Here is a 16,997-nt window from a genome sequence, read left to right as displayed (position 1 = left end):
AGAGTAATGATCAGCCCCGGGCGTTGATTGATCGGCCTGAACTGCCAGCCTTAAATGACTCCACGAAAGCGCACCCGTGGAGTTGCAGAATGACAACAAGAACCTCCCCCCCACCGCAATGGTCGCGGCGGCGCAGCGAAAAGCAGCGCCGCCTTGAGCAGGTGCGAGACCTTGCCGATGGCGTGGTGTTGCCCAGCGAGCGGATCGTCGAAGCCCTTGAGCGCCTGATCGCCCCTGGTGACCGCGTGGTACTCGAAGGCAATAACCAGAAGCAGGCAGATTTTCTCTCGCGCTCGCTGGCCAAGGCCGACTCCGCTCGCCTGCATGACCTGCACATGATCATGCCCAGTGTCAGCCGTGCCGAGCACCTTGATCTGTTCGAGCGCGGGATCGCCCGCAAGCTCGACTTCTCCTTCGCTGGGCCGCAGAGTCTGCGCATCGGCCAGTTGCTGGAAGACGGCCTGCTCGAAGTCGGCGCCATTCACACCTACATCGAACTGTACTCGCGCCTGCTGGTCGACCTGATCCCCAACGTTGCCCTGGTTGCCGGCTTCATGGCGGACCGCGAGGGCAATATCTACACCGGCGCCAGCACCGAAGACACTCCGGCGCTGGTCGAGCCTACGGCGTTCAGCGATGGCATCGTCATCGTTCAGGTCAATCAGTTGGTTGACGACGTGCGCGACCTGCCGCGGGTGGATATCCCGGCGTCCTGGGTCGACTTCGTGGTGGTCGCGGACAAGCCGTTCTATATCGAACCGCTGTTCACCCGCGACCCACGCCACATCAAGCCGGTGCACGTGCTGATGGCGATGATGGCGATCCGCGGCATCTACGAAAAACACAACGTGCAGTCGCTCAATCATGGCATCGGTTTCAACACCGCGGCCATCGAGCTGATCCTGCCGACCTACGGCGATTCACTTGGCCTGAAGGGCAAGATCTGCCGCAACTGGACACTGAACCCGCACCCGACATTGATCCCCGCGATCGAAACCGGCTGGGTGCAGAGCGTGCATTGCTTTGGCACTGAATTGGGCATGGAGGACTACATCTCCCAGCGCCCGGACGTGTTCTTCACCGGCCGTGATGGCTCGATGCGCTCCAACCGCATGATGTGCCAGCTGGCCGGGCAGTACGCAGTCGACCTGTTTATCGGCGCCACCCTGCAGGTTGACGGCGACGGTCATTCCTCGACCGTCACCCGTGGCCGCCTGGCCGGCTTTGGCGGCGCGCCGAATATGGGCCACGACCCCCGCGGTCGGCGCCATGCAACGCCGGCCTGGCTCGACATGACCACCCCGGTGACTATGCTCGAACGCGGTCGCAAGCTGGTAGTGCAGATGGTCGAGACCTTCCAGGAGGGCGGCAAACCCACCTTCGTCGATACCCTCGATGCGGTCGAGGTAGCCAGGAAGGTCGGCATGCCGCTGGCGCCGGTGATGATTTACGGCGACGACGTGACCCACCTGCTCACCGAAGAAGGCATTGCCTATCTGTACAAGGCGCGCACGCTCGAAGAGCGCCAGGCGATGATCGCGGCGGTTGCCGGCGTGACCAGCATCGGCTTGCGCCACGACCCTAAAGACACCGCACGCATGCGCCGCGAAGGGCTGATCGCCTTGCCCGAAGACCTTGGTATCCATCGCAATCAGGCCTCCCGTACGTTGCTCGCCGCCAAGAGCATCGCCGAGCTGGTCGACTGGTCCGGCGGCCTGTACAACCCGCCCGCACGCTTCAGGAGCTGGTGATGACTGCATCCATTCAGATCCACGCACCACTGCCGTTGTCGCACCAGTTGGCCGACCTGGCGGTTGAAGCGCTGATCGACGAAGCCGATCTGTCGCCCAAACCGGCCCTGGTCGACCGCCGTGGTAGCGGCGCCCACAGTGATTTGCACCTTGGCCTGATGCACGCTTCGGCGCTGTCGCTGTGGCCATGCTTCAAGGAGATGGCCGAGGCCGCCATGCTCCACGGAGAGGTCGGCCAGCCATTGCGTGAAGCCCTCGGCCGCATTGGCCGGGAAGGCGAGACAGCCATGCGCGTCACTACTGCCGGCATCAATACTCACCGTGGTGCCATCTGGGCACTGGGCTTGCTGGTCGCTGCCCGTGCCCTTGATCCAATCAACAACGATGCCGCATCGATTGCCGCACGGGCAGGGCGCATCGCCCTGATCGACGACCGCTATGCGCCCCCTCAGCACGACAGTCATGGCCTGCAGGTACAGCGCCGCTTCGGCGTGCGTGGTGCCCGCGAAGAAGCGCAGTTGGGCTTCCCGACGGTGCTCGCCCACGGCTTGCCGCAGTTGGCCAAAAGCCGCGCTGCTGGCAGTGGTGAGCAGAATGCGCGGCTGGATGCGCTGCTGGCGATCATGAGTCAGCTACACGACACCTGCGTGCTCTGGCGCGCCGGCCTCGACGGCCTGCGGGCCATGCACCAAGGTGCCCGTGGCGTACTGGATGCTGGCGGCAGCGCAACCCTGGCCGGGCGCCGTGCGCTGCGCCAACTGGATACGCGCCTGCTGGCGCTGAACGCCTCACCGGGCGGCGCCGCTGACCTGCTGGCGGCCTGCCTGCTGCTTGATAACTTCGGGAGCCTTTGAGCATGGAAACCTTGTCTTTCAGATTTCCGGCCGGCGCGCCGGCAACCAACCGAGCCTTGGTCGGCTGTGTCGGCTCAGGCGACCTCGAAGTGCTGCTCGAACCTGGCACCAGCGGTGTACTGAACATCAACGTAGTGACCTCGGTAAACGGCAGTGCGCCGCGCTGGGAGCAGCTTTTTCAGCGCCTGTTCGCCGAGCACAGCCTGCCCGCCATGAACATCGACATCCACGACTTCGGCGCCACGCCTGGCGTAGTACGGCTGAGGCTGGAACAAGGCTTCGAGGAGATCAACCATGACTGACATCGACCGTTTACTGCAGGCCTGCAGCTTTGTTGAACTCAGCGCCCGCGAGCGCGCCCGCGCCTTGCTCGATGCCGGCAGCTTTCGCGAATTGCTTGGGCCGTTTGATCGGATGATGTCGCCGTGGCTACCCCAGCAAGGCATCGTGCCCCAGGCTGACGATGGCGTGATCATCGCCAAGGGCAGCCTCAATGGCCAGCCGTTGCTGGTGGCCGCCATCGAAGGCGTATTCCAGGGCGGCAGCATGGGCGAGGTCGGCGGCGCCAAGATCGCCGGGGCGCTGGAGCTGGCGGTCGAAGATAACCGTAACGGTATACCCACCGCCGCTGTGCTGCTGCTGGAAACCGGTGGCGTGCGCTTGCAGGAAGCCAACCTCGGCCTGGCCGCGATCGCCGAGATCCAGGCCGCGATAGTCGAGCTGCGCCAGTACCAGCCCGTGATCGGCCTGATCGCAGGTTCAGTCGGTTGCTTTGGCGGCATGTCGATTGCCGCTGGGCTATGCAGCCGGTTGATCGTCACCCGCGAAGCACGCCTGGGCTTGAATGGGCCGCAGGTCATCGAGCAGGAAGCCGGCATCGAGGAATACGACGCGCGCGACCGGCCGTTCATCTGGAGCCTGACCGGTGGCGAGCAACGCCACGCCTGCGGCCTGGCCGACGCCTATGTGGCGGATGATCTGGCCCAGGTACGTGAGGCGCTGGTAGCGCAACTCGCTGCAGGCGAACCGGCGTTGCCGCGCAGCCGTCGCTACGCTGACTTCCTCGCGCTGTTGGCCACGCTGGGCACTGACTGTGCGCAAGTCGACGCTGCGCTGACGCGGGCGCTGTATCAAGGAGAACTGCAATGAGCCGTGGTCTTGAGTGGATTCGGGCGCTGGCCCAGGGCAGCGAGCTGCCAGGCTATCCCGCCTCGGTAAAAGTCATCGACGGCGAGTTGGGCAACCGTCCTGCACGCTTCATCGCGGTTGTGCCCGACGCGCAAAACCCCTTCCCAAGGGCTCGCGATGGCGAGGTCGGCCTGCTCGAAGGCTGGGGCCTGGCCAAGGCTGTCGATGAGGCAATCCAGGCTGACCAGGGCGGCACGCCGCGGGTGTTGGTCGCCGTGGTCGATGTACCCAGCCAGGCCTACGGCCGCCGTGAAGAGGCGCTGGGTATCCATCAGGCGCTGGCCGGCGCAGTAGATGCCTATGCCCGGGCGCGCCTGGCCGGGCATGCACTGATTGGACTGCTGGTGGGCAAGGCCATGTCCGGGGCGTTTCTCGCCCACGGCTATCAGGCGCAGCGCTTGATCGCGCTGGATGATCAAGGAGTGATGGTGCATGCCATGGGCAAGGCGGCAGCTGCGCGGATTACCTTGCGCAGTGTCGAGGAGCTGGAGGCTCTGGCTGCAAAAGTGCCGCCCATGGCCTACGACATCGCCAGCTATGCCTCGCTCGGCCTGCTCTGGGAGCGGGTCAAGGTGGACGCGGTCGAGCAGCCAACTGCCGCCGATATCGGCAAGGTGCGCGCGGTGCTGGAAAGCGCTGTGGACGACATCGGCAGCAGTACTGATCTGCGCGGGCGACTGGGCGCGCCCAACCGGGCGATGTCTGCCCAGGTTCGGCAACTGCTGCGCGAGCAATGGTGAAAGCATGAACGCACACGACCTGCTGTGGGGCATGGCCCCGGATCAGCTGCCTGCAGACGCTCCCGCGTGGGCGCAGCAGGTGCTGCTGGCCGGTCAGCCGGTGGTGGTGCGCCGCGCCGTAGCCGGTGCGGGGCGCGTGGCGGTCGGCGTGCGTGGCAGTCAGCGCGGCGAGCGTCTGGCGGCTGAAATGCCCGTCGCCTCGATCAAGCGCCGTTGCAGCCCTGAACAGCTGCGCGGCGAGGGCAGGGCAGAGCTGGCTGCGCTGCAGGCACTGCACGCTGTTACGCCGTTTATGGACAGCCTCGGCCTGTCTTGGGGGCCGACCGGAGGGGTGGGCTATCAGTTGGCGACGGGGATCGCTGTGCTGCACCACGGCAGCGATCTGGACCTGGTTTTGCGCACGCCCGCCGCCTTGACTCGCGTCGATGCGAAAGCGCTGTATCAGGCGTTGTGCGCTGCACCGTGCCGTATCGACCTGCAGCTGGAAACACCTTACGGCGCCGTCGCGTTGGCCGAATGGTCCGGCGCTTCAAAGCGGGTGCTGCTCAAAAGCCGCCACGGTGCATGCCTGGTCAGCGACCCGTGGTCAGCATTGGAACTGTCGGCATGAGCAGCTTGTTTGCCTTCCCCGGCCAAGGCGCGCAACGGCCCGGCATGCTCCAGCAACTGCCGGATGCGGCCGTGGTGCGTTCTTGCGTGGAGGAGGCCAGCGACGTGCTGCAGCAGCCGGTGTTGCAGCTCAACACGGCGCAGTCGCTGGCGTCTACCCGTGCAGTGCAACTGTGTTTGCTGGTGGCCGGTGTCGCCCATGCGCGCTGGTTGCTGGAGCGCAGCCCGGCGCCGGACTACGTTGCCGGTCTGTCGATCGGCGCTTACCCAGCGGCAGTCATAGCCGGGGCTTTGACCTTCGCCGATGCCCTGCGGCTAGTGGCGTTGCGCGGCGAACTGATGCAACAGGCTTATCCCGAGGGCTACGGCATGACCGCGATCATCGGGCTTGATCAAGGCACTGTCGAACGACTGCTTCAAGACTCGGCGCAGCCGCTGTACCTGGCCAACATCAATGCCGACAACCAGTTCGTGATCGCCGGCAGCGATACGGCCATGGCCGCGCTTGCCCGCCAGGCCCTGGCGCTGGGTGCCGGCGCGTGCAAGCGGCTGGCGATGAGCGTGCCGTCCCACTGTGCGCTGCTCGATGCGCCTGCCGCCGAACTGGCGGCTGCATTCGCCGAGGTGCCGCTCAAACGCCCGCAACTGGGTTACCTGAGCAGTACCAGCGCTCGCCAACTGCATGACCCAGAAGCCCTGCGCCGCGACCTGGCGCTGAACATGTGCCGCACCGTCGACTGGTACGGCACGCTGTGCAATGCCTACGAGCGCGGTGTACGGCTGCTGATCGAACTGCCCCCCGGCACCGTCCTCAGCGGCCTGGCGCGGCGTGTATTCAACTCCGGTACGGTGATCGCCTGCCAAGGCGCCCGCGCCGACACCCTGGATGCCCTGTTGCGGCGGGAGGTGAACGCCAGCGACTGACTGCCCGCATTTCGAAGAACAACAACAAAACAACTTCGATTCAACGTGAGGAAAACAACAATGATCATTTACGGTGTGGCCTTGCTGGCCATCTGCACGCTTGCCGGTGTCATCCTCGGCGACTTCCTTGGCGTTCTGCTCGGGGTCAAATCCAACGTCGGCGGGGTCGGCATTGCCATGATCCTGCTGATCTTCGCCCGCCTGTACATGCAGCGTAACGGCGGCATGAGCAAAGAGTGCGAGCTGGGCGTGGGCTTCTGGGGCGCGATGTACATCCCCATCGTGGTGGCCATGGCTGCGCAGCAAAACGTCGTCACCGCCTTGCATGGCGGCCCGGTCGCGCTGCTGGCAGCGATCGGCTCGGTCCTGCTGTGTGGCGCCACCATCGCCCTGATCAGCCGCACCCACCGGGGAGAACCGCTGGAAAAGGAGGTCGTTGAAACCTCCAGCGCAGTCGCACCGGTCGGAGGTCGCTGATATGGAAGTCATCCTCAAAGCACTTGAACACAACAGCCTGATCACTGCCTTCGCCGTAGTCGGCGCAGTGATGTGGATCTCGGTAATCCTCTCCAAGCGCCTGACCTTTGGCCGCGTGCACGGCTCGGCGATTGCCATCGTCATCGGCCTGGTGCTGGCTTGGGTGGGCGGCACCCTTACCGGCGGGCAAAAAGGCCTGGCCGACCTGACCCTGTTCTCCGGCATCGGCTTGATGGGCGGCGCCATGCTGCGCGACTTCGCTATCGTCGCCACCGCCTTTGAAGTGCAGGCCACCGAAGCACGTAAGGCCGGCATGATCGGCGCAATCGCACTGCTGTTGGGTACAGTGCTGCCGTTCGTGGTCGGTGCGGCAGTCGCCTGGAGTTTCGGCTACCGCGACGCGGTGAGTATCACCACCATCGGTGCCGGCGCCGTAACCTACATCGTCGGTCCGGTCACTGGTGCCGCGCTGGGCGCCAGTTCCGAAGTGATGGCGCTGTCGATCGCCACCGGCCTGATCAAAGCTATTCTGGTGATGGTCTTCACCCCCGTCTCGGCGCGCTGGCTGGCGCTGGACAACCCACGCTCGGCGATGGTCTTCGGCGGCCTTGCCGGTACCGTCAGCGGCGTTACCGCAGGCCTCGCGGCAACCGACCGCAGGCTGGTGCCATACGGCGCATTGACCGCAACCTTCCACACCGGTCTTGGCTGTTTGATGGGGCCATCGATCCTGTACTTCTGCGTACGCGGCCTGGTCGGCTGATAGTACCTTTGACAAGCGCCCCGGCCCCGAACGCCGGGGCGTTTGCGTTTCAGCCTTCGCGTTGGCGGCTGTACATCCGGCATTCGGCAACCAAGGCGAGCAGGTTCGGGTCGCGCTCGCGAGTCTTCAAGAACACCGCGCCGATGTGCTGCTGATGACGGTAACGCGCCTGCAGCGGGATCAGCCGAATCCGGTTCTCGTACACCGCCGAAATCCGCCCCGGCAACAGCGCATAACCCACCCCCGAGCTGACCATGCTCAGCAGGGTGAAAATGTCATTCACCTGCATCGCCACATTCGGCTTGAACCCCGCCTGCTCGAATACCCGCTCGCCATCGCGGTGGGTGGCAAAGCCCTGGGTCAGGGTGATGAAGGTCGAATTGGCCAGATCCGCCAGGTCGACCTCCTGCTCCTGAGCAAATGGCGAATCGGTCGGCACCGCCAGGAAGATATCGTCCGAGAACAGCGGTAACTGCTCGCACGCCGCATCGCAGGTGCTCTCATCCAGCGAGACCAGAATCGCGTCCAGCTCGAAGTTTTTCAGGCGGTACATCAAGTCCACGTTCGAGCCCAAGGTCAGGTCGATGTTCAGCTCGCTGCGGCGCAGCTTCAAGCCCATTACCAGCAGCGGCACGGTTTTCACCGTCAGCGAATACAGCGCACCGAGCTTGAACCGCTCCGACGAAAAGCCCGCCGCCTCGCGTGTGGCGCGGACCATCTCGGTGGTGTCCTGGATCAGCTTGCGGGCCTTCTCTTCAAGCACGTAGGCGCTCTCCAGCGGCGTCAATGTACGGCCCTCGTGCTTGAACAGTGGGCAGCGCAGGGCGTTTTCCAGGGAATGGATGGCCCGGTGCACGCTGACACTGCTGGTGTCGAGCGCGCTGGCTGCACGGGCCAGGTTACCGCTGTGCATGAAGGCGAGGAATATTTCGAGCTTCTTCAGGGTGAGCTCTTCGTCGATCTGCATGTGGGCCTCGGGAGCGGTGGGGCGGTTTTCAGTTGCTGCTGACGAGCGAGGGGTAGAGCGGGATCAGGATAGGGCGTTGGAGCTTGGGCGGCAATTTGTATTCAGGGTGGGGGGGACAGTGGTGGGTTGTGGATGGCCTCGGCAGCTATTGCGGTGTGGTTTTGCGAGCAGAGGCCGTGGGCAAACTACTCTTTGGAGCGTCGTGTGCGGCGACGACCGTATAGGTTTTTCTTGCGCGACGTTTTGAGTGCGGGTGCCTCTTCAAAGGCTTCTGCAGGCGGCGCTGCAGCTTTGACGTTGAACTGGCGGCAGACGATGTACCAGCAGATGGCGAGGGATAGGTTGTATGGGAACAGCACCGCCCAGAAGGGTAGCATCCAGTTTTTCTTGCCCTGCATTTCGCCAGGCTCGCCAGTGCGCCAGGGGGCGTAGTGATGCCAGGCTTGGAGAGGGGTAAGGCAGATGTCGTGCAGTGGGCGGTAGAGCCAGTTGGGTTCGCCAAATGGAGGTAGTTTGTCTGGGCCGTGATTCATGAAATGACGCAAATACTCCCACACTTGAGCCACGTATTTCTCGTCTGGTTCAGTGGGTTCGTTGCTGTCGATCCAAAGAGCATCTATTTGGTTCAAGCTACCGTCTTCTCGACGCTCGGCGAATGCCAGTGCATAGCTGGTTGTAAATGATGCACCACCAAACTCGGTGCGTTTGAATACTCCTGCGCCGACATTGTTCCAATCGTAGATGATTAGTGTATTGATGCGCTTGTAATAAATTTTTTTTGTGTTTCGATTGAGATAAATGGCCGACAGGTTTCGTATGTAATATATTCTATAGGCGAGGAATGGCGTAAGAATAAGTGGGCATAGTATGTATAGTGCAATGGAGGTTGGGTCCGTAAGCACTAGGTCGCGAAACTCGCTGCTCAAGCTGTCTGAATATATCATTCCTGCGAGGAGCATTGTAAGTGCGAGATACATCTTTGCCATGAATACCGAGTCTGTGACCCAGGGGTTTCGTAAAATAAGGAGGTCGCCGCAAATGCTTATGGCTTGGGAATTTATTCTAGGAGGATGCTGTGAATTACTCTGCTGTGTGAAAATCCAGGCAGTTGTCATTGTGTAGTTTTTCCTCGTAGCACGCATATGCATCAGATCAATCATCCTAAGTCGCCCTCTTGCGGGCGGCTGGCCTTCAGTGATCGTGAAATCTGAGCCTATTTCAATTACTAAGCCAAAACTTATTTTGTTCACGACTTACGCAGCTGAACGGCCAGTGATCGAGACGGAGTCCGGTCCGGTAACGGTGCCTTCGCCGGGGTAGGGCAAATTTGACGGCGGCCGACGAGTAAGGTCAGTTTCATTTGTGCGTCCTGAACTCGCTAGGTGCATTGCCTAATTATGATGTTGTGCGCACTTGTTATTCCTGATGTCTCCAGTGTTATCAAGGCAACCATCCTGATTCCCCTTCTATGAGGGCTCCACCATGGCTGGTCGTGTCTCCCACTCGCGCGGCCGGTTGGCCATCAATTATCGTGCAATCAGCGCCGGTTTCGATTACAGCGCCGCAGCTTATCTTGTCCCCGACACGTGCTACCGGGCGGCCATCGACCAGAGTAGCGTCCGACCCTGTTGTCACAGTGCCTTCGCCGTGGATAGGACAGTTGTGGCGATGACCGACGAGCACGATAGGTTTCATTTACGCTTCCTTTTAAGTAAATTGTCTGCGGGCACCTCAAATGCCTCGGCGGGCGGTGGCGCAGCCTTAACGTTGAACAAGCGGCAGATTATGTACCAGCTAATTGCTACTGAGAGGTTGTAAGGGAATAGAATTGCCCAGAACGGGAGCATCCAAGTTTTCTTTCCCTGCATTTCACCCGCCTCGCCTGTACGCCACGGGGCATAATGTCGCCACGCTTGTGAGGGCGTTAGGCAAATCTCATGGAGCGGTGTATACAACCATCTAGCTTCGCCAAGCGCCGGTAGTTGCTCAGGTCCCTGTTCCATAAAGCGGCGGAGGTATTCCCAAGCTTGAGCCGCATGCTTGATGTCAGGCTCCGTAGATTCATTGCTATCGATCCATAAGCAATCTTTCTGATGAAGGCTTCCGTCTGCTCGCTGGGGGGCAAATGCGAGTGCGTAACAACTACTGAATGATGCTCCACCATATTCAACGCGCTTGAATAGGCCTCCATGGACGTTATTCCAGTCAAATACTATAAGTTTCCCTATGCGCTTGTAGTATATTTTTTTTGTTAAGCGATTGAAGTGGAAATTCGATAGTTTCTTGATGTAGAAAATTCTATAGGCTAAAAAAGGGGCGAATATCAATGGCGTGATTATGTACATGGTTAGCAGTCCATACGCCCCTTCAAAAGAGTTTTCGGAAGAAAACGTCCAGGGGTATACGAAAATCGCCGTGGCGACCATCATTGCTGTGTACAACTTACCCATGAATACAGAGTCAGTCACCCAAGGATTTCGCAGGCTCAAGAGACTGCCAGATACGCTGGATACTTGGTAGGAGATCTTTGGCTCTTCACCGGTATCTCGTTTTGTTGAAAATAACCACATGACTGACATGATCTTAACTTTCCAGAGTGAAAGAGGCGAATGATTCTTTTTCTTCAGCTAGGCCGTGATTTGGTGCATAGCAAATGCTCAGGGTTGCATTCTCTGCCCCGTGAACATCGTGTATTATATTAATTACTAGCCCGGAATTTGTCAGGTGGCAGCTTGGGTTGATGGTAAGCGCCTCCCTTTTGCTAGTGCTGCCATCTGTGATAAGAGTGGCAGACCACCAACTTTGTCCGATTATAAAGCCTCTCAGTAATATAGTGAATTCAGCGGTGGTTTTAAAGCTAGAGCGGTCCACGTGATTGGCTGATGCTAGAGTGTGGAAGTATGCCGATCTGCCTTTTGTCCACTTGGTATCAAGCTCGCTTAGGCCAAGTGTTTCGGTTTGTTTGGAAGATAAAAGTATTGGCGAGTGGGATTCTGTATGCCATGTCATTACCTCATTCCGAAGATTTGGGAAGCCCGGTAGATTTTTATTAACGTCGAGCAAAATATTTTCACGGAATTCACCATCGTTAAGGCGGTTGCCAAAAATACTTCTGGCAGCCCATAGCTCGATAGGTCGATGGATCCTCTCGTGCGCTTTTGAATATAGGTAAAAGCCAGCTGCAGAGAATGCTCCTCCAATCACCACGATAGCCGCAGCGGCCCACCCCGCAAAAGGAATAACAGTGGTAGGTCCGGCGATTGCTAAAGCGCCCTCTAATATCAGTATTGATCCAACTGCGCTCGTTACCCCGCCCGCAATCGTATAGGTGGAAGCTGTCGGATCGCCATAAAGCTTTTGTCTTCTGGATTTTACGATGTCAGAGGACACCCCTGATAAAATTGCTGGGTAGCCCGATAGACGAGCAAATAAGTTGCTCCCTAAGAATCTCACCAGGTTGTTGCCGAACGCCATTCCTGGCGCGGAGGGACCCGTTCGAAGCATCATGGCCTTTTGTGCACCTCTTGCAGCCACAAGCGTTGCCGCTGCGGCACCTATCACGCCGAAGATAGACGCAGCAAAAGCATACACATATTCCTGCCTGTCGCTTTGTTCTAAGTTGTTATGGGCGGCTTTGAGGTTAATTATATTAAACCAAAGCATTCCTGCATTTAGCGGTGTACTTCCGCCTGCAGTGAGTAAGCCGAGAAAACTTGGCTTTACCCTTAGTTCTGTAGTCATCTCTACAGTTACAGTGCGCTTGCCGCTAATGTCTACTTTCTTGATTTCCTCAATCTGTGCCATACCGCTTTTGAGATATCGATCTACCTCTTGGCTGAATCGACTTTCCTTAAGAAGCTGGTCGGTAATTTGATACCGGGCTGCTAGCAGTCCCAACGCCTTCTCAGCGTTGGCTTCGGACGCCGCCAGGAGTACCTGTTTCCGAAGGTTATTACTGGCGTCCCAGCGGGTCTTGCCGTCCATGCGCTTGAGCACTGTGGTCATGACCGACTGTGCGGTCAGGTCAGTAATGCTGGCCATCGCAGGGAAACGCCCTGCCAGTCCTTGGATTACATTGTCACTGCCGCCTAACAGGCTCCCGACAGAATCAGCCTTGTCCTTGAACGGATTAAACGGCGCCAGCGCCACATACACTGGGCTGTCATGTTGGTCGAGCCACTGTTCCAATCGCTTGAAGCGCCGATCCTCGTCCTCCGTGCCGAGCGCGGGTTGGCCCATGGGGTGGATCAGCAAGGCGAGCGACATCTCCAGGCCGCGGGCTGAGGTGCAGTTATCGCGGTCGTAGCTGGCCAGCGCTGCGGCGAGGCTGGTGGGGTCGTCGATGTGCTGGTTTTCAGCTGTGCCGAGCCATATGTCATGGTCGTCGCTGGCTTGCAGGGCTTTTTTGCGAAGCACTGTGATGCGCTTTTCCAGCGCATCACGTTCGGCCAGAAACTTATGGTACTTGTCCGTATCAATCCGCAAGCCGAGCCGAGCGCCGTCTTCCGAGTAGGACTTGTGGGTCAGCGCGCGGTAGCGTGCTTCAGCCGGAGTTGGCCAGGGGCGACCATCTGGCATGCTCAGCGCGCGCGCTGCTGCTTCTAGTGGACGTCGGGGTTTGGCCGGATACAGGCTGACCAGTGTCTTGTCGAGCAGCATGGCCACCAGGTTGCGGTGGTGGAAGTCGCGGCTTTGCGGGCTCAGGCGCTCGGTATCCAACCGAAAGCACTTGGGCACGCAGGCCTGCTCGGAATTGGGATCAGGCTCACGGGGGTACAGTTCCTCGGACGGGATCAGGTCGCGCATTTGGTGCTGATAGGCCGAAACCGACAGGCTCAGGTCAAGGGCCATGCCCTCCGCGTCATTGAGCGCAACCACCGCCGGGATCTTTGGCTGCGTATATGGATACTGGCGGAGCATCGCGCCGAGGGTGCCCATCGGCAGGGTTTCCTTTATCGGGTGGCTGCTCCAGGTCAACGACATGCGCCGGTCTTCGGGCTTGAAGTCTTCTACCCATTCCTTCAGCGCGCTGACAGGCAATATGTGCGGCTGGGTCGAGGGCTGTTTGCTGCCGGCGACCAGTTCAGCAGTGTCCAGCAAACGCATATGCCGCTGGCGCAGGGTCGCAGATTGGCAGATGCGGGCGGTCATGGCGTTGGTCCACAGGTGCGGGCTGTAGGCGATCCACACTTCCTTGCCGGCTTCGGCACTGGTGTCGGCCCAAACCCAGCCCAAGGTACGGCTGCCCATATAGCGGTTACGGCGGTGGTAGCAATCGAGGCCGCGATAGCGCAGTTCCTGATAGTGGCCCTCGCCGTCGTATTCGTGGATGACCAGCTTTTCGCTTTTCGTCCCCTTCATGAACACATACACATAGCCCGGGCGCAGAGCCCGTAGGGTGTAGGCGGAGTGCTGCAGCGGGGTAAAGCCTTGTTCGAGGTTGAAACCGGATTCCGCATAGCGACAGGCCGGGGCATCGGCGGGCCGCGGGACGATGGCGTAACGCACCGGCAGAATGGGCACGCGGCCGCTGCAGGTAGGGCCTGAGGACGCACGGGTGACAGCGGGGTCAGTCATGGTGGGGCTCCTTGTTCAGGACCAGCGCCTGCATCTGCCGAAGGCGGGCTTCGGGCGACTCTTCGAGGTTGGTGTAAATAGCGGTTGCCTGTTGATTGCTCATCAGCCACATATGCGCAGCCACAAGCAGGACGAACTGGCCTGCCACCGTTTCATTGGCGAAATTGAGGTCTCTGAGTTGCGGCAGCAGCGCCTCTATCCACGGCCTTATTTCACTGAGGCTGCGTGTGGTGTACTGCGGCATGGCGATGATCTTGTGGGCGAGGCTGAGGACAAAATAGTCGTGCAGGCCCCACGCCAGCTTGTGCACTTCATCCTGCTGCAGCATCAACATCGGCTCGACTCTGAGCCGCGCAACTGTCGGGCTGCGTTCAAGCTGGCGCCATTCGAATGCAGGGCCCCAATTGATCCGCCAGCCCAGGCGCGACATGGGCCCTAGCCAGGCCTCGCGGTTATCTGGCGCCAATGCATCCAGCCAGGCGTCGAGGTGGTTGGGATCAAGCGAGTGGTTGTTGATTTCCGCGCCGCGAATGCCGAACTGGATCATGCTGCTGAAGTGGTCAGCAAGTTCGACGAGGGGCAGGCCTGAGTCGATCGCGATGGCCGCGTCGACCGGCATCCATTCGGCAACTGCGTGGTCCAGCAACTCAGGCACCTGGGAAATATCGACCAGTAGCGGCCCGAACTCGTGCTCATCGTCCAGCGCCGTGCGCTTCCATATCCAGGTATGCGGTGGGCGGTTGGTCACCTCGTCGATCAGCTCCAGCACCGACGGGGCGTAGGCGGGTAGAAACCGGGAATCCTGAGCAGCCGGGCGATAAGCCAGGTCCTCGAGTGTGTTGGTCATCAGCAGCAGGTAGCGAAAGTGCTCGCTGGTCGGCGGCCCTTCGGCTACGTATCGGGAGGGGAAGACAGTCATGAGCTTCTGCCCCCCAGACACCTGCATTCGGGCAGCGAACAGCTGCCGTCAGGTTGGCGTCCGCAGCTGTTAGCCAGAGGTTCGCCGCTGACAGGCGCGCTGGCGATCGAAAACGAGCTGCCTGCGCCTTGTGGCGTTTTCAGCAGTTGTCCGTTGATGCGGATAGTCGGCGTGTCCAGAGTGATGCCGTTGTTGTCGATGCGGATCGATCCGCCCGGGCCCTTGATCACCACGGCATCAGCTGCCTGCAGGTCATACACAGCGGTGCGACGGCGAATCTCCGCTTTCGCCAACAGTTCTGCATGACCTTCGACCTGCACCTCCTGGTTGCCGCCAATACGGGCGTGATGGTTGGCGGTAATCTGATCATGGCGGTGGTTGCCGATGGACTCGACACGGTCTTTGCCAATCTTGATCGTCTGGTTGCGGCCGATGGTGACGAACGCGTCCTGGCCGATCGAGACCTGTTCATCGTTGCCTACGGTTTCGCGGCGGTCGTGGCCGATACTTATGGTCTCGTCATGCTCGACCTGCTCTTCACGGTCGTTGCCAATAAAGGTGGTTTCGTCGTGCTTGACGATGTTGTTCTGGTCTTTCTCGGCATGAATGAATACCTCCTGCCGGCCCAGTTCGTCCTCGAAGCGCAGCTCGTTGAAGCCCGGCCCTTTGTGGGTCTGACTCTTGATGGTCATGCGCGTCTTGTGTTGTGGCAGGTCATAGGGCGGCAGTTGGTTGCCGCAGTAGGTGCGGCCGGTAATCATCGGCTGGTCAGGGTCACCGTTGACGTACTGGACGATCACGTCCTGGCCGATCCGCGGGATGGCCATCGAGCCCCAGCTGCCACCGGCCCAGCCCTGCGACACACGCACCCAGCAGGAGCTGAACTCGTTGTCGCGGCTTTCTCGGTCCCATGGGAAGCTGACCTTGACCCGGCCCCATTCATCGCAATAGATCTCTTCGCCCGGCGGGCCAACCACGGTAGCCATGTGCGGGCCGTCGACGCGGGGCCGCTGCAGGGGTTTGGGTCGCCACTCACTCATGCCTGGAACCAGCACCGCGCTCTGTTGGTAGTGAGTGCCGTGCTCGGCTTCGGCGGCTTCTTCCTGCAGGCTGGTGAACTGCTTGCCCTCGTGGTGAATGCTGATCACCCGCCAGTGCACGTTGAGGTCCTGGCGCTCGTGCTCGATCAGTTTGAAGCACAGGCCCGGCTGCAGGCGCACATCGTCGCCGTTGACCTCTGCCAGGCAGGCGTCGTGGCGCAGGCCGGTCATGCGGGTTTGCGTGAAGGGCTTGCCAGCCACATCGCGCTTGTAGCGGCCGGGGTAGTCGAAGCACTCGTAGTCGCTGGACTGATGCGCGGCCTTGCTGGCTGCAGCGTGCTGCTGGCGATAGGCCGGATTGGTGAAGGTGTAATCACGCTGCACTTGGCGTGCAGTGCGTACTTGTTCGCTATAGCTGAACCGGCGCAGGCACGGTATCGCCTGGTCGCCGCCGCCGCTGGGTTGGTACAGCACAGTGTCGGCAGCGAGCGGTTCCGGCGCGGTATAGCGAGCGTCAGCGTCTTCGTGCTTGATCGCACCACGGCTGATCAAACCAAGCGATAACAGGCGGTCGGTGAGCAGCAGTTTATGCTGCTTGGCGCTGTGTTCGAAGCTGTAGACGAAGCCTTCTTCTGCGGCCAGGCGAGCGATGAAATCAAGGTCGCTCTCGCCGGCCTGAACACAGAATTCACGCACCTGATGATCAAAGCTGGCGCCGATGTCGAACTGGGTGATGCCTTGGCGCTGGAGCATCAGTTGCAGAATTTGCTGCACGGTTTTTTGCTGGAAGACGCGCCAGTTCGAGCGTAACCGCGCGCGGGCCAGTTGCGGTTCGACCAAGGCTCGATAGCGGGTCCGGTGAAAGCCACTTTCGCCCTGGCTGAAGCTGCTGACCAATCCGTGTACGTAGCGCACCGGCTGCTCGCCGCGCCAGACGGTGAACAATACGGGTTTGTCGAGCAATTTGCCGAAGTCTACGTCATGACTGAAGCTGATCAGTTCCAGGTGCAAGGCGAAGGGCGTGCTCAAGGCTTCGTCGAGGGTGAACGAGACCACTTCGAAGCTGGCGCCACCCGCGAGCAGTGGCTGGAAGCTGTAGCGCAGATCAGATTGGCTAGCCATATGAAGTCCTTGTCTGCCTTCCGAGAGGGTGATGCCCCAGACCAGGCACGCTGGCCTGGGGCAATG

The 16,997-nt window shown here is 60.4% G+C and carries 16 protein-coding genes; 9 read left to right on the top strand and 7 right to left on the bottom strand.

Features of this window, described 5'->3' with window-relative positions:
• Window positions 1-89 precede the first annotated feature (89 nt).
• Genes mdcA through madM form a run of 9 tightly spaced genes read left to right on the top strand, consistent with a single transcriptional unit; the run spans window position 90 to window position 7,306 of the window.
• Window positions 90-1,751: a malonate decarboxylase subunit alpha gene (mdcA, locus tag M2396_RS08480; RefSeq protein WP_259074184.1), complete on the top strand. Its 1,662-nt coding sequence runs from the start codon at window positions 90-92 to the stop codon at window positions 1,749-1,751.
• Window positions 1,751-2,605 (top strand): triphosphoribosyl-dephospho-CoA synthase, encoded by an 855-nt coding sequence (locus M2396_RS08475; protein ID WP_259074183.1) that lies wholly within the window; start codon window positions 1,751-1,753, stop codon window positions 2,603-2,605. Before mdcA ends, M2396_RS08475 begins: the two co-directional genes overlap by 1 nt.
• A 2-nt stretch (window positions 2,606-2,607) precedes the next feature.
• The gene (locus tag M2396_RS08470; protein ID WP_101318453.1) at window positions 2,608-2,907 is read left to right on the top strand and encodes a malonate decarboxylase subunit delta; all 300 of its coding nucleotides are present in this window, start codon (window positions 2,608-2,610) and stop codon (window positions 2,905-2,907) included.
• Window positions 2,900-3,754 carry a biotin-independent malonate decarboxylase subunit beta gene (locus M2396_RS08465; protein ID WP_259074182.1) on the top strand — a complete coding sequence of 285 codons (855 nt, stop codon included), beginning with the start codon at window positions 2,900-2,902 and terminating at the stop codon, window positions 3,752-3,754. Before M2396_RS08470 ends, M2396_RS08465 begins: the two co-directional genes overlap by 8 nt.
• Entirely contained in the window at window positions 3,751-4,533 is a 783-nt protein-coding gene (gene mdcE, locus M2396_RS08460; protein ID WP_150571286.1) for a biotin-independent malonate decarboxylase subunit gamma, read from the top strand. The genes M2396_RS08465 and mdcE overlap by 4 nt, the downstream gene beginning before the upstream one ends.
• A 4-nt stretch (window positions 4,534-4,537) precedes the next feature.
• Complete coding sequence (locus tag M2396_RS08455) at window positions 4,538-5,143, top strand: malonate decarboxylase holo-ACP synthase (protein ID WP_259074180.1); 606 nt, start codon at window positions 4,538-4,540, stop codon at window positions 5,141-5,143.
• Complete coding sequence (gene mdcH / locus M2396_RS08450; RefSeq protein ID WP_259074179.1) at window positions 5,140-6,066, top strand: malonate decarboxylase subunit epsilon; 927 nt, start codon at window positions 5,140-5,142, stop codon at window positions 6,064-6,066. Before M2396_RS08455 ends, mdcH begins: the two co-directional genes overlap by 4 nt.
• 60 nt (window positions 6,067-6,126) lie before the next feature.
• On the top strand, window positions 6,127-6,543 hold the full coding sequence (gene madL, locus M2396_RS08445) for a malonate transporter subunit MadL (protein WP_101318463.1): 417 nt from the start codon (window positions 6,127-6,129) through the stop codon (window positions 6,541-6,543).
• A 1-nt stretch (window position 6,544) separates the two neighbouring features.
• Complete coding sequence (gene madM / locus M2396_RS08440) at window positions 6,545-7,306, top strand: malonate transporter subunit MadM (protein WP_101318465.1); 762 nt, start codon at window positions 6,545-6,547, stop codon at window positions 7,304-7,306.
• Window positions 7,307-7,355: 49 nt separating this feature from the next.
• On the opposite strand, the gene M2396_RS08435 is transcribed toward madM, so the two are convergent.
• The 7 genes from M2396_RS08435 to M2396_RS08405 form a co-directional block, all read right to left on the bottom strand.
• Complete coding sequence (locus tag M2396_RS08435) at window positions 7,356-8,273, bottom strand: LysR substrate-binding domain-containing protein (RefSeq protein WP_101318467.1); 918 nt, start codon at window positions 8,271-8,273, stop codon at window positions 7,356-7,358.
• Between the two features lie 185 nt (window positions 8,274-8,458).
• A complete protein-coding gene (locus M2396_RS08430; protein WP_259074246.1) occupies window positions 8,459-9,388 on the bottom strand; it encodes a DUF6708 domain-containing protein in 930 nt (309 codons plus the stop codon).
• A gap of 325 nt (window positions 9,389-9,713) precedes the next feature.
• The gene (locus M2396_RS08425) at window positions 9,714-9,968 is read right to left on the bottom strand and encodes a PAAR domain-containing protein (RefSeq protein WP_259074177.1); all 255 of its coding nucleotides are present in this window, start codon (window positions 9,966-9,968) and stop codon (window positions 9,714-9,716) included.
• Window positions 9,965-10,852: a DUF6708 domain-containing protein gene (locus M2396_RS08420; RefSeq protein ID WP_259074175.1), complete on the bottom strand. Its 888-nt coding sequence runs from the start codon at window positions 10,850-10,852 to the stop codon at window positions 9,965-9,967. Before M2396_RS08420 ends, M2396_RS08425 begins: the two co-directional genes overlap by 4 nt.
• 4 nt (window positions 10,853-10,856) lie before the next feature.
• Entirely contained in the window at window positions 10,857-13,850 is a 2,994-nt protein-coding gene (locus tag M2396_RS08415) for a T6SS effector BTH_I2691 family protein (protein ID WP_259074173.1), read from the bottom strand.
• Window positions 13,843-14,769 (bottom strand): DUF4123 domain-containing protein, encoded by a 927-nt coding sequence (locus tag M2396_RS08410; protein ID WP_259074172.1) that lies wholly within the window; start codon window positions 14,767-14,769, stop codon window positions 13,843-13,845. Before M2396_RS08410 ends, M2396_RS08415 begins: the two co-directional genes overlap by 8 nt.
• Window positions 14,766-16,931, bottom strand: a complete 2,166-nt coding sequence (locus M2396_RS08405; RefSeq protein WP_259074171.1) for a type VI secretion system Vgr family protein — start codon at window positions 16,929-16,931, stop codon at window positions 14,766-14,768. Before M2396_RS08405 ends, M2396_RS08410 begins: the two co-directional genes overlap by 4 nt.
• Between the last annotated feature and the right edge of the window lie 66 nt (window positions 16,932-16,997).

The sequence above is a fragment of the Pseudomonas sp. BIGb0278 genome (assembly GCF_024809895.1).
In the GTDB taxonomy this organism is placed as follows: Bacteria; Pseudomonadota; Gammaproteobacteria; order Pseudomonadales; family Pseudomonadaceae; genus Aquipseudomonas; species Aquipseudomonas shirazensis.
This window is presented reverse-complemented; position numbering and strand designations above follow the sequence as displayed.